General features: G+C 39.5%; 21 protein-coding genes. 6 read left to right on the forward strand and 15 right to left on the reverse strand.

The window, feature by feature from the left end; genetic code table 11:
* Window positions 1-11: 11 nt before the first annotated feature.
* Window positions 12-1,499 (forward strand): peptide MFS transporter, encoded by a 1,488-nt coding sequence (locus tag MHI57_RS14255; RefSeq protein ID WP_095371461.1) that lies wholly within the window; start codon window positions 12-14, stop codon window positions 1,497-1,499.
* A gap of 49 nt (window positions 1,500-1,548) precedes the next feature.
* Here MHI57_RS14255 and MHI57_RS14260 read toward each other — a convergent pair whose 3' ends face one another.
* A complete protein-coding gene (locus MHI57_RS14260) occupies window positions 1,549-2,538 on the reverse strand; it encodes an ornithine cyclodeaminase family protein (protein ID WP_340976950.1) in 990 nt (329 codons plus the stop codon).
* 83 nt (window positions 2,539-2,621) lie between these two features.
* On the reverse strand, window positions 2,622-3,911 hold the full coding sequence (locus tag MHI57_RS14265) for an MFS transporter (protein WP_095371459.1): 1,290 nt from the start codon (window positions 3,909-3,911) through the stop codon (window positions 2,622-2,624).
* Window positions 3,912-4,257: 346 nt separating this feature from the next.
* Here MHI57_RS14265 and MHI57_RS14270 point away from each other — a divergent pair, with 346 nt between their 5' ends.
* On the forward strand, window positions 4,258-5,427 hold the full coding sequence (locus MHI57_RS14270) for an MFS transporter (protein ID WP_095373575.1): 1,170 nt from the start codon (window positions 4,258-4,260) through the stop codon (window positions 5,425-5,427).
* A gap of 27 nt (window positions 5,428-5,454) precedes the next feature.
* On the opposite strand, the gene MHI57_RS14275 is transcribed toward MHI57_RS14270, so the two are convergent.
* The 12 genes from MHI57_RS14275 to phnG all read right to left on the reverse strand — a co-directional run bounded on the left by MHI57_RS14275 (window position 5,455) and on the right by phnG (window position 15,599).
* Window positions 5,455-6,294, reverse strand: coding sequence for an ABC transporter permease subunit (locus MHI57_RS14275; protein ID WP_340976953.1), 840 nt, complete (start codon window positions 6,292-6,294; stop codon window positions 5,455-5,457).
* Window positions 6,294-7,082, reverse strand: a complete 789-nt coding sequence (gene phnE / locus MHI57_RS14280; protein ID WP_340976954.1) for a phosphonate ABC transporter, permease protein PhnE — start codon at window positions 7,080-7,082, stop codon at window positions 6,294-6,296. The genes MHI57_RS14275 and phnE overlap by 1 nt, the downstream gene beginning before the upstream one ends.
* Window positions 7,083-7,093: 11 nt before the next feature.
* Window positions 7,094-7,855 (reverse strand): phosphonate ABC transporter ATP-binding protein, encoded by a 762-nt coding sequence (gene phnC / locus MHI57_RS14285; RefSeq protein WP_095371456.1) that lies wholly within the window; start codon window positions 7,853-7,855, stop codon window positions 7,094-7,096.
* A gap of 21 nt (window positions 7,856-7,876) precedes the next feature.
* A complete protein-coding gene (locus MHI57_RS14290) occupies window positions 7,877-8,902 on the reverse strand; it encodes a PhnD/SsuA/transferrin family substrate-binding protein (protein ID WP_095371455.1) in 1,026 nt (341 codons plus the stop codon).
* Between the two features lie 117 nt (window positions 8,903-9,019).
* Window positions 9,020-9,850, reverse strand: coding sequence for a PHP domain-containing protein (locus tag MHI57_RS14295; RefSeq protein WP_340976956.1), 831 nt, complete (start codon window positions 9,848-9,850; stop codon window positions 9,020-9,022).
* Window positions 9,850-10,560, reverse strand: a complete 711-nt coding sequence (locus MHI57_RS14300; protein WP_095371454.1) for a phosphonate C-P lyase system protein PhnL — start codon at window positions 10,558-10,560, stop codon at window positions 9,850-9,852. The genes MHI57_RS14295 and MHI57_RS14300 overlap by 1 nt, the downstream gene beginning before the upstream one ends.
* Window positions 10,557-11,762 (reverse strand): phosphonate metabolism protein PhnM, encoded by a 1,206-nt coding sequence (phnM, locus tag MHI57_RS14305; RefSeq protein ID WP_340976960.1) that lies wholly within the window; start codon window positions 11,760-11,762, stop codon window positions 10,557-10,559. The genes MHI57_RS14300 and phnM overlap by 4 nt, the downstream gene beginning before the upstream one ends.
* Before the next feature lie 15 nt (window positions 11,763-11,777).
* Window positions 11,778-12,617 (reverse strand): ATP-binding cassette domain-containing protein, encoded by an 840-nt coding sequence (locus MHI57_RS14310; RefSeq protein WP_340976963.1) that lies wholly within the window; start codon window positions 12,615-12,617, stop codon window positions 11,778-11,780.
* Window positions 12,610-13,476 (reverse strand): alpha-D-ribose 1-methylphosphonate 5-phosphate C-P-lyase PhnJ, encoded by an 867-nt coding sequence (locus tag MHI57_RS14315; RefSeq protein WP_307316401.1) that lies wholly within the window; start codon window positions 13,474-13,476, stop codon window positions 12,610-12,612. The genes MHI57_RS14310 and MHI57_RS14315 overlap by 8 nt, the downstream gene beginning before the upstream one ends.
* A gap of 5 nt (window positions 13,477-13,481) precedes the next feature.
* Window positions 13,482-14,573, reverse strand: coding sequence for a carbon-phosphorus lyase complex subunit PhnI (locus tag MHI57_RS14320; RefSeq protein ID WP_340976965.1), 1,092 nt, complete (start codon window positions 14,571-14,573; stop codon window positions 13,482-13,484).
* The gene (gene phnH / locus MHI57_RS14325) at window positions 14,573-15,163 is read right to left on the reverse strand and encodes a phosphonate C-P lyase system protein PhnH (protein WP_340976967.1); all 591 of its coding nucleotides are present in this window, start codon (window positions 15,161-15,163) and stop codon (window positions 14,573-14,575) included. Before phnH ends, MHI57_RS14320 begins: the two co-directional genes overlap by 1 nt.
* A gap of 13 nt (window positions 15,164-15,176) precedes the next feature.
* A complete protein-coding gene (phnG, locus tag MHI57_RS14330) occupies window positions 15,177-15,599 on the reverse strand; it encodes a phosphonate C-P lyase system protein PhnG (protein ID WP_340976968.1) in 423 nt (140 codons plus the stop codon).
* Window positions 15,600-16,021: 422 nt separating this feature from the next.
* Here phnG and MHI57_RS14335 point away from each other — a divergent pair, with 422 nt between their 5' ends.
* Window positions 16,022-16,969, forward strand: coding sequence for a hypothetical protein (locus MHI57_RS14335; protein ID WP_340976969.1), 948 nt, complete (start codon window positions 16,022-16,024; stop codon window positions 16,967-16,969).
* Between the two features lie 101 nt (window positions 16,970-17,070).
* Here the strand turns inward: MHI57_RS14335 and MHI57_RS14340 are convergent, their stop codons facing one another.
* Window positions 17,071-17,745, reverse strand: coding sequence for a GntR family transcriptional regulator (locus MHI57_RS14340; RefSeq protein ID WP_340976971.1), 675 nt, complete (start codon window positions 17,743-17,745; stop codon window positions 17,071-17,073).
* A 105-nt stretch (window positions 17,746-17,850) separates the two neighbouring features.
* Between MHI57_RS14340 and MHI57_RS14345 the strand changes: the two genes are divergently transcribed.
* From MHI57_RS14345 to MHI57_RS14355, 3 genes are all read left to right on the forward strand, one after another.
* The gene (locus tag MHI57_RS14345; protein WP_095371445.1) at window positions 17,851-18,186 is read left to right on the forward strand and encodes a heme oxygenase; all 336 of its coding nucleotides are present in this window, start codon (window positions 17,851-17,853) and stop codon (window positions 18,184-18,186) included.
* A gap of 101 nt (window positions 18,187-18,287) precedes the next feature.
* Complete coding sequence (locus MHI57_RS14350) at window positions 18,288-18,974, forward strand: response regulator transcription factor (RefSeq protein ID WP_095371444.1); 687 nt, start codon at window positions 18,288-18,290, stop codon at window positions 18,972-18,974.
* 1 nt (window position 18,975) lies between these two features.
* Window positions 18,976-19,986: a sensor histidine kinase gene (locus tag MHI57_RS14355; RefSeq protein WP_095371443.1), complete on the forward strand. Its 1,011-nt coding sequence runs from the start codon at window positions 18,976-18,978 to the stop codon at window positions 19,984-19,986.
* Window positions 19,987-20,004 lie beyond the last annotated feature (18 nt).

The raw sequence follows: 20,004 nt of genomic DNA on the forward strand, positions 1-20,004 counted from the left end.
GAGGAAGTTATATGTCTGACGACAAACAACGTATTGTCGATAGTGTGCCTCAGAAGGGATTTTTTGGACATCCTAAAGGTTTATTCACACTATTTTTCACTGAATTTTGGGAGCGCTTTTCCTACTATGGAATGAGAGCCATCCTTGTTTTCTACATGTATTATGAAGTTTCACAAGGCGGTTTAGGTCTTAGTCAAACAACGGCTTTATCTATAATGTCTATATATGGTTCACTTGTTTACATGTCTGGAATCATTGGCGGTTGGTTCGCTGACAGAATATTTGGTACTTCTAAAGCTATTTTCTATGGCGGAATCCTTATTATGCTTGGACATATCGCATTGGCTATTCCTGGAAGCGTTGCCATGTTCTTTGTATCCATGGTATTAATTGTATTGGGAACTGGTTTATTAAAGCCTAATGTATCAAGTGTTGTAGGCGATATATATAGCGAAAATGATAGTCGCCGTGATGCAGGGTTCAGTATTTTCTATATGGGAATTAACCTTGGTGGTTTCCTTTCTCCTCTAATCGTTGGTTCACTAATGGATACAAGTTTCCATCTTGGATTTGGTGTGGCTGCGGTTGGTATGTTTGTTGGATTAGTCACTTTCCAAGTAACTAAGAAAAAATATTTAGGTCTAGCAGGTACTCAGGTACCTAACCCATTAGCACCAAATGAAAAGAAACGAGTATTTACACAAATAGGATTAGGTATTCTTATTGTTGCTATTCTAGTTGCTGTAGGTATTCCTACTGGATATTTAACATTTGAAAGTCTTGTCTTTATTGTCGGAATTTTAGGAGTAGGAATTCCAATTATATACTTTACTGTTATGTACAGAAGTAAGAAAACGACAGATGTGGAACGCTCAAGATTAATTGCCTATATACCTTTGTTCATTGCAGCAGTTATGTTTTGGGCAATTCAAGAGCAAGGTTCAACAATCTTAGCCAGCTATGCAGACAATCGTACGGATTTAGAATTTATGGGAATTACTATTTCCCCAGCATGGTTCCAATCTCTTAATCCTTTATTCATTATTGTATTGGCACCAATGTTTGCTTGGTTATGGGTAAAGCTTGGAGATCGTCAACCTACGATTCCACAAAAGTTCTCTCTCGGATTACTATTTGCAGGTCTTTCTTTTATCGTTATTCTTGTACCTGGATATTTCGCTTCAGAAGGTGCATTAGTAAGTCCACTTTGGTTAGTATTAAGTTATTTTATTGTTGTACTTGGTGAACTTTGTTTATCACCAGTTGGTTTATCAGCAACGACAAAACTAGCTCCAACTGCATTCTCTGCACAAACAATGAGCCTTTGGTTCTTAGCAAGTGCAGCAGCTCAAGCCATCAATGCACAAGTGGTTAGATTTTATTCAGCTGAAACAGAAGTACTTTACTTCGGTATTATTGGTGGTTTATCCATTGTCCTTTCAATCGTCCTTTTCTTGGTTGCACCAAAAATCCAGAAAAAAATGCGAGGAATTAAATAAATTCATAAAAAAGATGAACCTATACGACGGTTCATCTTTTTTCTTTTGCTTAAACCTCTACTTCTGTACCTATTCCCTGTTTTTTTGCTTTATCATATACAGCTGCTGCAGCTGCTAAGTCAAAATAAGCAGCTCCAACAGATTTGAAGAAAGTAATTTCTTCGTCTGATTCTCTTCCCTTAATGGTATGTGCTGCTAATTCTGTAAGCTCTCCATGTAGCTCATTAAAATGCCAATCACCTTTATTATTAGGAATAATAAAGTCACCAGCTTCTTCTTTTACACCTTCTATCGTATCAGCAACCACTTTACTCGCTCGTTTTAATGTTTCAACGTCCACTTCTTGCATATTAGGTAAATAAGATCCAATGCCATTGATATGTGTGCCTTGCTGCAAACTAGACCCTTTGAATATTGGCTCCACTGCTCGTGTACTACAATTGACAATATCAGACCGTTTCACAGCATCATCAGGATCTGCTACCACTTCCACTTTCCCTTTATAATTTGGCAGGATCTCTCTCATTCGGTTATAAAAGTTCTCCGCTCTTTCCCTTGTACGGTTATATAAATATATATGATCAATATTTCTGACTTCGCATACAGCTTGTAGTTGCTCCTCTGCCATTGCACCACAACCAAGCACGGCAACAGATTTTGCGTCTTTTTTTGCTAAGTATTTTGTTGCGACGCCACTAAGCGCTCCCGTTCTTAATCTAGTTAAATAAGATGCATTCAGACAAGCCACGTGTGTACCGTTTTCTGTATCTGATAACAAGATGACACCTTGGGTTGTTTTTAACCCTTCTTTAGGGTTCTCAGGAAAGATTGTGACTATTTTTACTGCAGCTTTCTTCATTGTCTCCATTGCACTAGGCATATATAATGCCGATGCTTTTTTTGAAGGAATATCTAAAACAGTTCTTTGTGGACTCGCGATTTTACCTTGATGATGAGCAACAAGTGCTGCTTCCATATCCTCAATCGCATCTTTCATTACATATAATGTTTTAATTTCTTTCTCTGATAAAACAAGCATAAAAACATCTCCCTTACAACTATTGACCACATCTCATAAAGCCCGATACGATGACGTATCGAGCTTTTTAAATTAACAATCTACTACATGGCTACATCTTGATCTAATTCTTGTTTACTTTTTTCACGTACAGCAATCATGGCAATAAGAGAAATCGCAGCACATAATATAATATATAATGCCACCGGTACATAGGAACCATTAAAGTAGGCCAGTAATGCAGTAGCGATTAATGGCGCGGTTCCACCTGCTACCGCAGCACCAATTTGATAACCTAATGTAATACCCGTATAACGAACATTTGATTTAAAAATTTCTGAGAACATTGTGCCTAAGACGGCTGTAATCGGTGCCCAGACAATCCCTAATCCTAATACAGTTGCAATGACAAGCCAAGTAACCGTTCCTTGCTGTAACATCCAAAAATAAGGGAAAGCAAAAACAGCCATTGCTATTGTACCACCAATATAGAGTTTCTTCCTACCGATCTTATCAGAAAGACTCCCCATGATAGGAATAAGAATAGTTGTAACAATGGTTCCTACTGTCACAGCATTTAGGGTCGCTGTTCTTGAAAAGCCCAATTCGCTCGTTGCATATGAAACAATAAACGTACCGAAAATATAAAACGGCGCGGTTTCTACTACTTTTGCTCCTACTGAAATGAGTACTTCTCTCCAAGACGTTTTAAATGTTTCAACAATTGGTATTTTAGCAATCTCTCCACTTTCTTGTGCCTTTTTAAACGATGGTGTTTCATCGATTCCTTTACGAATCCAAAGACCAAAGAAGACGAGTAATGCACTCATGATAAACGGAACACGCCAACCCCATGAAAGAAACTGCTCTTCGGGTAATAATGTCATAATAGACAGCGCAATAGTTCCAAGAAGCATACCGATAGTTACCCCCATTTGTGGGACACTACCGAATAATCCACGTTTTTCCTTTGGGGCATATTCTACAGCTAATAAAACAGCTCCACCCCACTCTCCTCCGAGTCCAATTCCTTGGATAAGACGAAGAATAATCAGCAGAATAGGTGCCATGACACCAATGGTTTCATACGTTGGTAAGAAGCCCATTAATACAGTAGATCCACCCATAATGGTTAATGTTAATACTAATGTTTTCTTTCTTCCTACCCTATCACCAATATGACTGAAGATTACTCCACCTAGTGGTCGAATAAAGAATGCTAACGCAAATGAAGCATATGCCAACATTAAGCCGACTGTTGGGTCATCACTATGGAAGAAATATTCATTAAATACAAGAGCAGCAACCGTACCATAGAGAAAATAATCAAACCATTCAATCGAGCTTCCAACAAGGCTAGCAATTAATACTTTTCTATTCTGAGCTTTACTCATTCTAGCACCTCCCTATAATTATAAGAAATATCAAAATATTGTATTTTCAATATAATAGTATATTTATACAAAAAAATCTATAGTTTTCTAAAAAAAGTTCTTTTAACTTAATTAATTGGTTCATAATAGAATGAGTGCCCAAGAAGCTATGCTAGTAAAAGATTATCTCACCAAATCACTTTTTAAGAATAATAATTAATAGATACTTCTTATTATCTGCACTAAATCCTTCATTACTGGACATAATAGAGGTATATAACTTTGATTTCCTACAGCACTTTCTTTTTCTCTGCCCTTATGATATTTATGTTATAGAGCTGTTATCAGTATTGGAGTGACTTTTGTGATCGAAAAGAAAAAAGCTTTACCTATCTTGTTTGCTGTTATGTTTCTCGTTATGTCCGGATTTGGTGTCATTATTCCGGTTATACCATTCTATGCAGAAGAAATTGGGGCAACCCCCTCGCAATTAGGTTTATTAATGGCCGTTTATTCACTTATGCAATTTATCTTCGCACCATTATGGGGACGTGTATCTGACCGTTATGGCAGGAAACCAGTCATGCTCATCGGCATATTAGGCCTCTCACTTTCGTTCTTCCTAATGGCTTTATCTAGTGAATTATGGATGTTATTTGTCGCACGCATCATCGGAGGAACGCTGTCTGCAGCAAATATGCCAACAGCGATGGCTTATGTTGCTGATATCACGACAGAGGAAGACCGTGCAAAGGGCATGGGGATGATTGGCGCTGCAACAGGTTTAGGCTTTATATTTGGCCCAGCAATAGGTGGGGTATTTTCCCAAGCAAGTTTAAGTACACCCTTTTATGTAGCAGGAACTCTCTCGCTCATTACGAGTCTTTTCGTCCTTTTTGTTTTAAAAGAATCGTTACCTGCAACAGGTACAGGCGAAGGTAGAGAGCGTCCTTCATTTTGGGAGGCGTTTAAAGGTACGACCTCCATTTTATTTATCTTGAATCTGTGCGTATCCCTGTCTCTTGCAGGATTAGAGGCTACCTTTGCTTATTTTGCTTTTCAAAAAGCAGGACTACAGCCAACAGAACTAGGTATCATTTTTATGATAATGGGCTTCGGTTCTGCTCTTGTTCAAGGCGGGTTAGTCGGTAGGCTATCTAAGAAATATGGAGAAGGAGCAGTCATTCAAGGGGGCATAATCGTCAGTGTGATTGGTATGGGGCTTATTTTAACATTAGATAACTTCTTAACCGCTGCAATCTTCCTTACGATTTTCGGAATGGGCAATGGCGCGATAAGACCTGCAGTGTCAAGTCTATTAACAAAATCAGCAAAAGGAGCGCATGGCAATATAACAGGGCTTTTATCCTCTTTTGATTCCTTAGGACGAATACTCGGTCCTCCTCTCGGCGGGTTATTATTTACTGTTTCGATTGGATTTCCTTATATTTCAGGAATGATTCTTTCCGTTTGTGCATTATTATTATTTCAAGTTTACCGTATGAAAGCACCAGGTAAAAAAAGCTTTGAAGCTTAAAAAAGGCTGTCTATGTAAGGCAGCCTTTTAATGTTGACTTGGAAAATAGCGTTTTTTGAGCTGTGTCGACGCAAGCTCTAATAGTATCGCAACAAGGAGAATACAATAGGTGATGAAACCAACTTCTCTTAAATCAAAGTAGAATCCCGATGCCATAAAGAGTTCAAAGCCAATGCCACCTGCCCCTGCGGCCGCCCCCATTGCAACAGCAACTGAAAAATTGATTTCAAAACGAAGAAATGTCCATGATAAAAGATAAGTCATTGTAGATGGTAAAACTGCATGAACGATAGTTTGCCACCAGCCAGCACCTGTCGACCGTAACGCTTCAAGCACCCCTTTATCAACTTCCTCAAATGATTCGGAGAAAGCTTTTACCAAATAGGCTACGGAATGGAACAGCATGCCTAAAACTGCAGCCGTACTCCCTAATCCAGCTGCAATCGCAAAAATCAAAACCCATAAAACCGTTGGAACCGCTCGTATGAACGCGACATACGTTTTAATAACTTTAGCTACACCTTGATTTGATAAGTTTTCCGCTGATAATAATGCAAAGAAAAAGGCAATTACGGCTCCAATTACTGTCGATAGAACGGCTAATGCTAATGTAACACCGACTTGATAAAACGCTTCACCCCAAGAAAAGTGAGTCAAAGCTGGCGTAAGGAACATTGTCTGTAAATTGGTCATTGTCTCCTTTAATGCGGAAGTTAACTGAAAGCCGGTATAGTCAAAAAAAAGGAAGGCAACAACAGTTACAATGCCGAGGCTCCATAGAACCGCTTTTAATGTATAGTCAACCTTATTGCCTATTTTTATATTAATTCGACCCGTTTTACTGCGCTTTATATAGGCTATACCCATTATAAGATCACCTTTCTGATACGGTTCGATGTGAGTTCTATGGCGATGACTGTAAGGATAATTAATAATGTCACCAGCGCAACCGCTTCATAATTTAATGTCTTATAATACAGGTCAAACGTATAGCCGATGCCTGTACCTGTCAAAATACCAACCAAAGTTGCACTTCTTATATTCGTTTCGATCATAAACAACATCCAACTCAACATTTGTGGTAATGCCTGTGGAATAACAGCTTTGGAGATTACTTGAAAATATGTGGCCCCCGTCGCCGTTAAGGCTTCAAAAGACTTTAAGCCCACTTCATCAATCGTTTCCATAAACGCTCTCGTCAAAAAGCCAACTGTACCAACAAATAGGGCAAGAAATCCGGTTAGTGAGTTTTGTCCAAATGAGAGTAGAAGAATTAACGCCCATGCTACGACAGGGATATTTCTCGCAACAGAAGCTATTCCTCTAGATAAACCCGCCATTAAACCATTACACCTCGTCGTTGTTGAACCCGATATTCCGAGGAAAAAAGAAATGAATGCCGCTATCGTTGTCGCAGCTACTGACATGAGAATGGTTTCAACCAATTTCAACATAATGTCAGGAAACTCACGCCAAGTATCCCCCGTAATCCATAAATTTTCAACCATCCATAGACCAGCTGTTGGAATAGCTAACAAGCTTTGATAAAAGTCAAATTGGACCATCTCAATCGATAACCATGTGAAGCAACAAACAATAATCAGTAAGAAGAGATGTTGCCATTTCCTACTTAATCGTTTTTGATCTGTTAACATATTCGCCTTCCTCATACCGTTATAAGCTCTCTTGTATCCATCCCATAGACTTCTCCAATGTGATGAGAGTCTAATTGTCTATTTGGCCCATTGAAAACTAAATGTCCTTTATTTAAACCGATAATTCTATTCGAATAGGATTGGGCTACTTCGACTTGATGGAGGTTAACGATACAAGTGATACCCATTTCTTCGGTAATAGACTTCAAATAATCCATAATGACCTTGGAAGAATGAGGATCTAATGACGCAATCGGTTCGTCACATAAGATGAGCTTCGGATCTTGGATAAGTGCGCGGCAAATTCCTACTCTTTGCTGTTGTCCTCCACTTAGTTGGTCACAGCGTTTATAAGCATGTTCAGCGATTCCCAGCTTCTCTAGGAGATAGAAAGCTCTTTCTTTTTCTTCTTCACTAAAAATACCGAACATTCCTTGTAAAGTCGACTTATATCCGAAGCGCCCATGAAGTACATTTTCGATAACTGTTAAACGTGGGACAAGATTATAATGTTGAAAGATCATCCCGATATTGGCTCTTTCTTTTCTCAATGACTTTCTGCCAAGTTTAAGAATGTTTTCCCCATTAAAAAGGATTTCGCCACTATCCGCTTCCACTAAGCGATTGATGCATCGCAGTAATGTTGATTTTCCAGCTCCTGATGGACCAATAACCGATAAAAATTCGCCTGTTTCAACAGTAAAATCGATATTTGTTAGTACACGGTGACCTTGATAGGATTTATTTAGTGCCCTAATTTCTAATAATGCCAAAGGATTTCGCCTCCTCATAGATTACTTAGATAGCTCTCTTATCGGGTTAAACCATTCATCATCTACTGGCGCCAATCTTTCTTCTCCAGACTTAAAGAATAAAGCCGATTGATCTGAGCCCTCAGGAACGAAGATTTTCTCATTATTTGCTACTTCGTCACTTGATAAGTAGTCTTGTAGCTTTTTGAAGCCTTCCTCCCCTAAAAGGTCGATATTGCCAACAAAAGGTGCATTTAAAACCGGCGTGACACTAATGAGCACAAATTCCTTACCCTTAACAAGACTAAATGGCTCAGCTGCATTATCTTTTACGCGATAAATCGAACCCGGACGATTCGCTTCGCCTTCCACAAGCTCAACATAATTTTCTACACATGTATCACAAAAAGCTGCTACATCAGCACTTCCCTTTAACAAATTAACCGCAGACCCTTGATGTGAATTGCCGAACAATACCTGAGAGAATAATGGGCCACCTTCCATTAAATCTTCTTCTGTTAAACTTTTATCGCTAAAATGGGCAATCAAATCAGAGGCAGGTACTTTAAATCCTGATGTGGAACTATTTGATACAAATGACATTTTTTTATCGGCAATTGTATCTAAAGAAAATTCCCCATTTTCTTTATAGTTATTTACATCATCAACATTGACAGCTAACCAGCTATGATAAACGGCATCGTCTAACGTGCCTGATTCTCCTGTTGAAACAACTAATGGTTGAATAGCGTCATTACGCTCTTTCGCTTCTATATAACCTTGTGCACCCATAAAAGCGAGCTCCGCATTGTTATTTACCATTGTCTCAATAGAGATCGCATAATCCGTTGTTAAATGGTGCTTCACTTCACGACCTGTTGCATCAGCAATTACCTCACCAATGTCATCTCTTGATGATTTCATATCTGATCCTGATTCACTTGGATACCAAACAATATCAACAACATCATCACTTGAAGAAGCCTCGCTATTTCCTTCTTCTGAGCAAGCACCAAGCAACAAAGTCAATAATACAAGCAGCAACCAACCATATGATTTTTTACCCATTTTCATTCACTCCCTTTATAAACGATTTAACTTATTTCACTTTTATTTAAGCATAATAATCTACACAAAAGACTGAATTTACTGTCTTTTTACACGAAATATACCGGCTTTCACTAATCATTTACAAACCAAATAATCAGTTAACAATCGGTTTATAGGCGACTCATAGTCCCCCATACGGACTGATGAACCAAATGCACCGTGATAATCTGAACCACCTGTCTTAAGAAGACCATACCTTGCCATAAGGACATCAATTCTTTGGTGATCCGCTTCACTATGATCAGGATGATTACGCTCAACACCATCCAATCCAATCTGACTATCTACAAGCTCTTCAATCAGATCATAGGAATCAAGTTGACCAGGATGGGCAATTACAGCAAATCCACCATCTGCTTTAATCGCTCGAATGGCATCATATACGTCCACATAAGCAATATCCCCAGCAGCTACTCCCCCTCCTTTAAACAGTGAACGATACAGCTTTTTATATGCTTCTGAGTCGTAAGGTTCTGACGTAATGGCCGCCATAATATGTTGCTTATAAATCGTCTCACTTGGTGAGGCGATTTGCGATATTGCTTTTATAGACACATGGATCCCTTGCTGTTGAATTTGCCCAATTTGCCAAATGGAATGGGCTTGTCTCCGCTTAAGCACTTCATTACATAATGCTAAAATATGCCCTTTGTTAGCATCATAATCGTAGCCTAGTACGTGTACTTTTCGGTTTCTTTTGAAATCAAATGCGGAAATTTCAATCCCAGGAATGAGCTGAATCTGATATGTTTCTGCCCATTTGAAGGCTTCCCCTTGCCCTTTTACCGTATCATGGTCAACGATGCTAATATGTGTGATACCGATCGCTGCAGCTTTTTCCATAACCACTTGAATGGAATCTGCGCCATCTGAAAAACTGCTATGAACATGTAAATCCGCCTTCATCATAAGGCCGCTCCTGCCCTTTTGAACGATTGCTGGCTCATTTCAAAAATATGATCACATAATTCATCCATAAATTCGATATCATGGAAAACCCCTAGCAATGTTGTCCCACTTTCCTTTAACTTTTGAATCACTTCTTTCACCTTTTGCTTGGACTGTTGATCAAGACTTGCTGTTGGCTCATCTAAAAGGAGTAACCTTGGCTTTTTAACGGCTGCGATGGCAATGTTTAACCTTAACTTTTCCCCACCTGAAAATGTATTAGGGTACGTATCCCATAGTTTGCGATCAAGTTCAAAATGAGAAAGCACTTCCTCTGCTTCTTTTTGTGCTTCTAATAATGACCGCCCCGTCTCCAAAACAGATTGCTCTACTAATTCGCGGGCGGTTGTTCGTGGCATGACATTTAAAAATTGTGACACATACCCAATTTCATATTTTCGTAAATAGATGATCTCCCTTTCTGACGCTTTTTGCAGATCAATCCATCCATATTTCTCTGAGTCAAAATAAATCCGCCCCGCTTCAGGTAAATATGTGCGATAAATACTTTTTAAGATCGTTGATTTCCCACTGCCACTTTTGCCCGTGATCCCGATAAATTCACCTTGGTTCATTGAGAAGTTCAACTGTTGCACAGCATGAATCGTCTGACCTAAATGCACAATTTGAAAGTTCTTCTCCAGACCTTCAATTTTTAAGAATGTCATCGTGTTACCTCCTCCATCGCCAGGTTTTTTCGGTAATTTGTTGTCGTTATCACAACACCATTAACCATTGTTAATGTTACTGTTGGAAAACCATCATCCAATTTCTCAATGATGAGTAAATCAGCTTTATAGCCCGGTTTGATAGAACCAATTTCATGATCAAGATTTACTGCCTTCGCTGGCTTTGAAGTGACCATTTGGAACATATCTAGGAGGTTCTGGTCATACTTTTCATGGAGCGTAAAGATAGAATGGAGTAAGGCCGATGGATAATAATCACTACATAAAATATCTGCGCATTGATGGCGAATCGCTTCTGCTGCAGATAAATTGCCTGAGTGCGAGCCACCTAAAAGGATATTGGGCGCCCCAACGATTGTATATAGACCGCTCTGCTTCGCCTTTTTAGCAACCTCTAATGTAATTGGAAATTCACTGATTGTTGTCCCAATGGATTGGACGAGGTCAATCTTACCTTTATGGTCATCATCATGTGAAGCAATGCTAACCCCTTGCCTTATCGCTATTTCAGCAATCTCTTTCATCATATCAATCGTCATCACTTTTGAAGATAGGCGGTCTTGGATAATACGATTTAACTCCTGTTCAGTTAAATCACGATAACCACGCATCGTTTCACGAAAAACTTCTAAATTACGATACTGACCTTGACCTGGTGTATGATCCATAAAAGATAGCAGGTGAATTTTACCTGAACGGAGGTTCTCTATTAAACGGTCGACACCTTCCAGATTATCTATTTCAAAACGAGCATGTAGGCGATGGCGAATAAGATGTTGCTGCTCGGATGTCTCCGTAATCGCTTCAACTAATTTCTGTACATTTTCTGGTAAGCGCATGGGCTTATGGGTGAAAATATCCTCCCGGTAGAAAGAAAGTGAATGAAACATCGTTGTAATCCCGTGTCCAATGAGAATCCTTTCTGCTTCACGCAGGCCCATTTGGACATTCATCATACTTGTCGGGCGCGGCGAGATGATAGATTCAATATAATCAGAGTGAATATCTATAAATCCTGGAGAAATATAACCCCCATTTGCATCTATTCTTTCAACATTGGTAAATGAAGTGAGTTCATCTTCTCTTACAATTGCCTTGATCCGTTCTTCTTCTACTAATACTGCATGTTTTTCTAGCATTCTATCTTCAAGTACAATCACACCGTTATGAATAATATACATATGCACCCTCCTCTTTTATAGCAACGAATAAACAAGCTGTTGTGTGTAAGCGTCTTGAGGATCTTCAAGGATTTGATCTGTTAGCCCTTTTTCAATTACTTCTCCATTTAACATCACCATTGTGCGGTCAGCTAGCATACGAATAACGGCTAAGTCATGTGATACGACAATCATGCTGATACCCATCTCACGTTGAATCGTTTTAATTAAATCAAGGACACTGGCTTGCACAGATAAGTCTAACCCGGTCGTTACTTCATCTAAGAAAAGAATGGGGGGATAGTTAGAAAGGGCTTTTGCAATTTGCACACGCTGCTGCATTCCCCCTGAGAACCGCTTGGGTTCTTCTTTCATTCTAAAAAGGGGAAGATGGACCTTGTCGAGCAATTCCGTTCCGACACGCTCCATTTCACCGACATGGCGATTGCCTGCTGCAATGAGTTTCTCAGCGATATTACCAATAGAGGAAAAGTCCATCTTCAACCCTTTTGCTGGATTTTGATAAACCATTCCGAGGATATGGTTGCGCACATATCTTTTTTGCTGATTAGAAAGAGCAAAAATGTTTTTCGCCTTAAAATCTTCATAGTTGATAAACATTTCCCCACCTGTCGCAGTCTCATCAAAATATAAACATTGCATAAGCGTAGATTTCCCACTCCCACTTTCACCAACAATCCCTAATATTTCCCCGGGAAATAATTCAAACGAGATATTTCGACAGGCATACACTGTCCCACAATAAGGGCAAAAATTCTTTTCTAACTGTCTCGTATCTTGATGCTGACAATGACTACAACTTCTCCCAAACACTTTTTCTAATCGCTGGACTTGTAAGATAGGTTCATCATGCATAGCTTATATCCCCTTTTCCTTGAATCGCCCCATTTACTTGTGCTAAACAATGGTGAGAATCATTACATTGGTAATACACTTTATCTTTATCTGCATCTATGATCTCATCCAAAAACGTATCTGTTGCCCCGCATAAATGACAAGCTTGTTCTACGAAAGATTCGACAGTAAATGGGTAATCCTCAAATGCTAATGAACGGACATCTGTATAAGGTGGAACCGCATAGATTTTCTTTTCTCGTCCCGCCCCTAATAAAATAAGTGCTTCCGAATGATTCATTTTATGATTATCAAATCGGGGGATAGGACTCGGTGCCATCACATAACGGTCAGCTACATAGACGGGGTGGTCCGCTCCTGTTTTGGTCTGACCATATTTCATAATTTGTTCAAATAACTGTAGCCAAGCACCGCTGTATTCTTCTTCCGCATGGAGAATTTTCGTTTGTCTTTCACTTTTTTCTACTGACCGCAATGGTTCTGGAGCAGGGACCTGCAAGACGAGCACTTGACCTTCTGTTAAAGGCTGCTCAGGGATGCGATGTCTTGACTGAATAATCGTTGCTTCTGCTGTTCCTTCCGTAATGGCAATGCCTGTCGTTTTTTCAACTAGTTTTTTAATATTGACTGCATTAACTGATTCATCTGATCCTTGATCAATCACCTTTAATACATCGTCTTTGCCAATGATGGATAGCGTCACCTGTAATCCACCTGTACCCCAACCTCTAGCGATAGGCATTTCCCTCGAAGAAAAGGGCACTTGATATCCTGGAATACTAATCGCTTTTAAGATTGTTCTTCTAATCTCTTTTTTTGAGCCTTCATCGAAGAAAGCAAAATGATGGAGTCTTGTCATAATTATTACTCTCCTTTCTGTCCTTTTCTTGCACGATCGAGCTTAGATTGGAAAGTCACATAATGAGGAAGTTTCAAATGCGAAATGAACCCTGTCGATTCAACGGAATCAATATGCAATAAAACAAACTCCTCATCATGTGTAGGAAAATCAGATGATGGGTGCTGCAAGCATTGATCTAAAATACTCATCGCTATCGCCTTTGTCTCATTTTGTCCGTAGCACATCCCATAGCCGATTTCAAAGTCGAGGGCTTCTTCACTTTCCTCACTTGCGCCCTTTACCGGCACAAATGATTCCACTTCTGTCACTTCAATAGCACCTATATAATATTGCTCTTCCTCACATTCATGTGGAGATGAGATGTGAATAGGCATCATACCCACCCTCAACTCCCCTACATTGGGATGAACTTGACCGTATCCCCGCATAGAAGCATAACCAAGAGAAGTAACTGCACCTGTCTGTCCCCTTGTTAATGTCTGCAACCTTGCACTTCGATTGGCAGGAAATTGGAGGCTCTTCTTTGTGACATCAAAAGGCTCGCGATTATCATCTACATAAGTTTGCACAAGACCGTTTTCCCTTAAATATTCCACAACTTTAGGGAAAATTTGTGATGATGGCTGCTCTCTCAGCTGATCGATTCTTTCTTTATAATGCTGCAACCATTGTTTCTCTTTTTGTTGATCCTCTATTAATAAATCAAAATCTAACAACCTATGTGTATAATCCGTTGTTGCTCCTAATATTTGTCCACCAGGAATATCTTTAAAACTAGAAGAAATTCGCCTAGAAATGCGCATATCTTCTGTCTGGATTGCTTCGCTATAATACAATCGTGGTAATGTCGAACGATGGGCACGCAAGGTAAAAACGGCCTCCTCCATATTCCCTTCTGATTGTTTAATAGCCAACGCAGCTAACATAGGCGCATACAGACTAGCTTCAGACATCACCTGATCTACTAAGCCCTTCATCGTGGCAAGAATTGTTTCAATCTCTATATGCCTTTCACCTTTCAGCCGGTTATAACGAAGGCGTTCAATGGAGGCTTCGATAGCCTCTGTCCCTCCTTTAACGGCAACATATCCCATTACTTACTCACCTCACTGATTACTGTTGTCCTTGGTAAACAAACAAGCTTACCTACTTGGTCCGTTATCACGATATCGATTCCTAACGGAAATTCTTGATTTTTCTCTTCACGCGCTTGGTTGATTGTCTGAGAATAAGCGAGCTTTATACGCTTAGCCTTCTTGATCCCTGGTCCTGATAATAGCCATTCTTGCCCTGATGACAACTTCGGGGTCTCAATAATGATAGTGGCAGAAAGTTGGGGATCGATTAAACTACCATTTTTCGCCGATTGGATAGCGCTTATTAGACCAGCTTGTGGTAAATCAGCTGTAATGATAATAAAATCGGCTTCACTTTCCTTCACATGCTTGGCTAATGTCAGTTGAGAGATTCTTTGGACGAGTGGCGTATGGTTCCCTTTAATATGGAAAGTTGCCTCGCTATCGAGTAAAGTTACCATCGTTAAAAAAGTAGAATGATAGCAATCGATTGGATGGTCAATTTGAATCATTTGCTTAGCTAAACTATTTGTTTTACCAGGCTGCGCCATGCAATCCATTACCTTGCGAAACATAGCTTGTGTGTCATGGACATAATCAAGTGGCATTACTTTCACTCCCTTAAATTGACATCGTTTCAAAGGACACTTTTGTTTCCATTAATTGTGCCTGCTCTTTATCTTCCTTATTGATGATTGCTTCTTCTTTCGCTTGGAGAAGTTGATTCCATCTCGCAATAATCGGCAATTTTGCGCCATAAGCGGCATCAATGATGGCAAGGTCACGAGACCACTCTTCTTCTAGACCGATGACCATTCCCTTACCTAGGCTGCCCTCTATTTCTACCATCGTCTCCGTCATTAATACTTCCCCTAGATAAAATAGGGATTGCTTAGCTGTTTCTCTTACCTTCAGCATTGTTAAACCGTTTCTCGGTGCAACTATTTCTTTTACGTCGTAATGTTCGGTCACCTCTCTCGCCATCTCCTTAGCCAACGAGGCTCCCGCCTTCACTAAAATCGTTGTTCTTCTTTTTCGATTCATCTCCCTACCTCCTCTCGCAAGTTCATCGTAACTTGGCGCCAAGCTGTTGTGTTTTAATTTATTTTTAATATTGTGTAAATAAGGATTTACATGGCGGACACCTTTATAGAATCAACCCTTGCAAAAAACCCCTCTCCTTGTTTTGTGGTGAGGGGTCTTTGAAAATGAATATAGCTATATTGGTTTCGGGCTTGAGCTGCTTTTTTTGAGGTTATTAATGTGGTTGTCAGTTAGTAGGGTGAGTAAATCGGTGGTCGGTGGTTGCTCTCGCTTATCAAGCGATTATTTACCATATTCCGTTTTGGTTTCGAAATAAATTTCATGATACCCTTTGACATGGAGCCTCTAAGGGTATAATTAATTACTCGCCGGAAAAAGCCAGAAGTATCAGAGGCTGGTACGCCCTACGATACAAGGTGATTATGCCCGCATCTCCATATAAATGTGGCGACAGTATCCTTCAAACTGTTGTCAGACTCATCCAATCAAAATGTATATTCTTAAATGAGCGTTTCAGACTGAGACTGTGTGTAAATCATGGTTTTGCGCAAGAGCATGATGGACTTGGCTTTGTATTGCGCGCAAATCTTAGTTTCGCGCACCATTCTTTTGAATTTGGCTATGATCTGCGCGCAAACCTTAATTACGCGCACCATTCTTTTGGATTTGGCTATGATCTGCGCGCAAACTTTAGTTTCGCGCACCATTCTTTTGAATTTGACTATGATCTGCGCGCAAACCTTAGTTTCGCGCACCATTCTTTTGGATTTGGCTATGATCTGCGCGCAAACCTTAGTTTCGCGCACCATTCTTTTGAATTTGGCTATGATCTGCGCGCAAACCTTAGTTTCGCGCACCATTCTTTTGAATTTGGCTATGATCTGCGCGCAAATCTTAGTTTCGCGCACCATTCTTTTGGATTTGGCTATAATCTGCGCGCAAACCTTAATTACGCGCACCATTCTTTTGGGTTTGACTATGTATTGCGCGCAAACCTTAGTTTCGCGCACCATCCTTTTGGATTTGGCTGTGATCTGCGCGCAAACCTTAGTTTCGCGCACCATTCTTTTGGATTTGGCTATGATCTGCGCGCAAACCTTAGTTTCGCGCACCATTCTTTTGAATTTGGCTATGATCTGCGCGCAAATCTTAGTTTCGCACACCATTCTTTTGGATTTGACTATGTATTGCGCGCAAACCTTAGTTTCGCACACCATCCTTTTGGATTTGGCTATGATCTGCGCGCAAATCTTAATTACGCGCACCATTCTTTTGGATTTGACTATGTACTGCGCGCAAATCTTAGCTACACGCACCATTCTTTTAGATTTGGCTTTGTATTACGCGCAATTCATGGAATCGCGCAATAAGGTGTATATTTTTCTATAACCTGCGCGCAAATCATGTTTTCTCCCTCTCTCACCGTTCTCTCTAGCAATATATATCTAAACACCAGGCAATCGGCCCCATTTTAACGGAGCCGATACTTAAATTTATCACTTCTATAAAGAATGCACGTTCGTTCTAGTATTTTTTCAGTGTCTTCGCATACGGTATGACTTTCAAGACAAATAAGCGGGAGGATATTATTGCACTTGAGCAACTCTTGCTCATAGGCGGAGGGGAATTGTACGCTTAATACTGCTCCATTATTGGTGAAGTGATGAAAACCATGAGCTCGGTAATAGGCGAACATGGATGTAATTCTCGGCGCATCTTTTTTAATCGTAGGGAAAACCTCTGTATTGACATACGATTGATGAATAGCAATTGGCTCCCCATTAATATAGCGAAGTCTCGACAACATATAGGTTTGGTTCTCTTTATTTATCTCATTATCTGGGGAAAATAGATTTATAGTTTTCAAATCATAACCGGAGGCTAGCATTTTATCTGTAAAACTTTCGCCCCCCGATAAGTGTAAATGAATCGCTTCTGATTCAGGCTTTAAATACCGCCCTTTTCCGCGTACTGAATAAAGGTGGCCTCGACCTTCTAAGTGTTGTAACGCTTTTCTCACAGTCATTCTTGGCAACTGAAACTCTTCTGCTAATTGATTTTCAGATGGGAACTTTTCATTCGATAGATACTCACCTGCAATGATTCTTTTCACTAATTCATCAATTAATAATGCTTCACTATACATCCCTCTCACCTCTCACCTTTATTTTACCAAATGAAGGGCTTTAATTTCAGAATTGATGAAAGTAAGTTTATAATAAAAGCATGATCACTAAAAGGAGGAATCATGATGTATATCGTAACGAATCGCATTAAAATGAAAAAAGGTTTTGCTGAAAGATTAGCACCTAACTTCACCAAGCCAGGTCCTCTACAAGAAATGAAAGGTTTCATTAAAGTGGAAACCGTTATTACACAAAACTTAGAAGAACATGATGAATTGAATGTGAATATGTATTGGGAAGACCTTGATAGCTTCCAAGCTTGGAAGGAAAGTGACATATTCAAACAAGCACATAAACGCCCCGAACCAAAACAAGGGGAAGAGCCTAAAGAATCTCCAATGCTTGGTAGCGAACTCGTTATCGGAAAAGTAGCAACGACAGTTGAAGCTATCGGAAAATAAAGGATAAGAAGATCGTCGCTGTACGGTCTTCTTTTTTTCCAGAAGGTTGTCCTCCCTTTCGTTTTTAATATAATATATGGAAAAACAAGTGTGGTGAAAAGATGTTTACTCTCTTACTTATAGAAGACGATGAAAGCTTATATCGAGAAATCAGAGAAAGATTAGAACAATGGTCATTTAGCGTGCATGGAATTGATGATTTCTCAAAAGTAATTGAACGATTTTCAGAGGTTAAGCCTGACCTCGTAATCATAGATATTCAATTGCCTAAATATGACGGCTTCCATTGGTGTCGTATGATTCGTAACCATTCTACCGTTCCGATTATCTTCTTATCTTCTCGTGATCATCCGACAGATATGGTCATGTCTATGCAACTTGGAGCAGATGATTTTGTGCAAAAGCCTTTTCATTTCGATGTACTTGTGGCAAAAATCCAAGCTTTACTAAGAAGAGCCTATAACTATACGGCTGATTCTCAGACACTACAAACATGGTATGGAGCTAAAATCGATTATGAAAAATATACGGTTTCTAACGAACACGGTGAGATTACCTTAACGAAGAACGAAATGTTTATTCTTAAACAATTGCTTCAACATAAAAATAAAACACTAAGCCGTGATGAACTTATTAAAGCTCTATGGGATGATGAGCGATTTATTAGTGACAATACTTTAACCGTTAATGTGAACAGGCTAAGAAAACGACTGGAGGAAATTGATTTAGGCAAACATATACATACAAAGGTAGGACAAGGTTATATGGCAATGGAAGAGGTCTATTAATATGGTGATTACTTTTTTAAAAGAACGAATAAGTTGGATACTCCTCTTCCTCTTCTCTCTCATGCTTATCATTGTATTTGCTTATATTGATCCTGGATTATCAATGTATTCGACCCTCTATATGGTTGCGATCCTGCTGGTTATTTTCATTATCTTTCTATTCTTGCGTTTTATAAAAGAGGTCTCCTACTACCGCCGATTAGAAAATTGGGCGCCTGGACTTGATCTCCACTATTTAGAAGAGGCCCGCTCACCTTTTGAAAAAATCATTGAATCTAGTCTTCAGAAACAAACGCAGCAATTAGAGATGGAAAATCAACAGATCAAATTGGAGATTGAACAAGAGAAAGATGAATTATTGCGGTGGATTCATGAGGTAAAGACCCCTTTAACAGCAATGAAACTCATCATTGATCGCCTAGAGCATCCAAGCTCGAAATCTGCTTTAGCTAACGAGTGGCTTCGCATTCATTTACTGCTTGATCAACAGCTTCACCATAAACGTATGCCAACTTTAGAAAATGATCTTTATATTGATAAGGTCTCACTTGAGGAAATATTATTTAGGGAAATACGAGACTTGCAATCTTGGTGCATGCAAAAAGGAATTGGTTTTGAACTCGATCTCGCAGTAAAAGAAGTGACAAGTGATGGTAAATGGCTTGGGTTTGTGATTAGGCAGATTTTATCTAATGCAGTAAAATATAGTCACTCATCCGAAATTACCATTGAATCGGAGGCACTTGGTGACATTAACGTTCTCACCATTTCAGATAGAGGGAAAGGTATTTCACAAAAAGATTTACCGCGTATATATGACAAGGGTTTCACTTCAACCGCTGACCATGCAGGACATGCAGCTACAGGAATGGGTCTTTATTTAGCCAAAAAAGCAGCTGATACATTAAAAATAAACATTCAAGTTAGCTCAATCATAAATGAAGGGACGACAGTAACACTTGTATTCCCTAAAATGAATGATTTCGTTGATATAAGAATGACAACGAAGTGACAATAATGTCACACGCAA

The sequence above is a fragment of the Cytobacillus sp. FSL K6-0129 genome (assembly GCF_038007625.1).
GTDB lineage: Bacteria > Bacillota > Bacilli > Bacillales > Cytobacillaceae > Cytobacillus > Cytobacillus kochii.

Excerpts from the sequence above, each read along its gene's own strand:
- MHI57_RS14255 (WP_095371461.1), top strand. The coding sequence starts at position 12 with ATGTCTGACGACAAACAACGTATTGTCGATAGTGTGCCTCAGAAGGGA.
- MHI57_RS14260 (WP_340976950.1), bottom strand. The coding sequence starts at position 2,538 with ATGCTTGTTTTATCAGAGAAAGAAATTAAAACATTATATGTAATGAAA.
- MHI57_RS14265 (WP_095371459.1), bottom strand. The coding sequence starts at position 3,911 with ATGAGTAAAGCTCAGAATAGAAAAGTATTAATTGCTAGCCTTGTTGGA.
- MHI57_RS14275 (WP_340976953.1), bottom strand. The coding sequence starts at position 6,294 with ATGGGTATAGCCTATATAAAGCGCAGTAAAACGGGTCGAATTAATATA.
- phnE (WP_340976954.1), bottom strand. The coding sequence starts at position 7,082 with ATGTTAACAGATCAAAAACGATTAAGTAGGAAATGGCAACATCTCTTC.
- MHI57_RS14290 (WP_095371455.1), bottom strand. The coding sequence starts at position 8,902 with ATGGGTAAAAAATCATATGGTTGGTTGCTGCTTGTATTATTGACTTTG.
- MHI57_RS14295 (WP_340976956.1), bottom strand. The coding sequence starts at position 9,850 with ATGAAGGCGGATTTACATGTTCATAGCAGTTTTTCAGATGGCGCAGAT.
- MHI57_RS14300 (WP_095371454.1), bottom strand. The coding sequence starts at position 10,560 with ATGACATTCTTAAAAATTGAAGGTCTGGAGAAGAACTTTCAAATTGTG.
- phnM (WP_340976960.1), bottom strand. The coding sequence starts at position 11,762 with ATGTATATTATTCATAACGGTGTGATTGTACTTGAAGATAGAATGCTA.
- MHI57_RS14310 (WP_340976963.1), bottom strand. The coding sequence starts at position 12,617 with ATGCATGATGAACCTATCTTACAAGTCCAGCGATTAGAAAAAGTGTTT.
- MHI57_RS14315 (WP_307316401.1), bottom strand. The coding sequence starts at position 13,476 with ATGACAAGACTCCATCATTTTGCTTTCTTCGATGAAGGCTCAAAAAAA.
- MHI57_RS14320 (WP_340976965.1), bottom strand. The coding sequence starts at position 14,573 with ATGGGATATGTTGCCGTTAAAGGAGGGACAGAGGCTATCGAAGCCTCC.
- phnH (WP_340976967.1), bottom strand. The coding sequence starts at position 15,163 with ATGCCACTTGATTATGTCCATGACACACAAGCTATGTTTCGCAAGGTA.
- phnG (WP_340976968.1), bottom strand. The coding sequence starts at position 15,599 with ATGAATCGAAAAAGAAGAACAACGATTTTAGTGAAGGCGGGAGCCTCG.
- MHI57_RS14335 (WP_340976969.1), top strand. The coding sequence starts at position 16,022 with ATGCCCGCATCTCCATATAAATGTGGCGACAGTATCCTTCAAACTGTT.
- MHI57_RS14340 (WP_340976971.1), bottom strand. The coding sequence starts at position 17,745 with ATGTATAGTGAAGCATTATTAATTGATGAATTAGTGAAAAGAATCATT.
- MHI57_RS14345 (WP_095371445.1), top strand. The coding sequence starts at position 17,851 with ATGTATATCGTAACGAATCGCATTAAAATGAAAAAAGGTTTTGCTGAA.
- MHI57_RS14350 (WP_095371444.1), top strand. The coding sequence starts at position 18,288 with ATGTTTACTCTCTTACTTATAGAAGACGATGAAAGCTTATATCGAGAA.
- MHI57_RS14355 (WP_095371443.1), top strand. The coding sequence starts at position 18,976 with ATGGTGATTACTTTTTTAAAAGAACGAATAAGTTGGATACTCCTCTTC.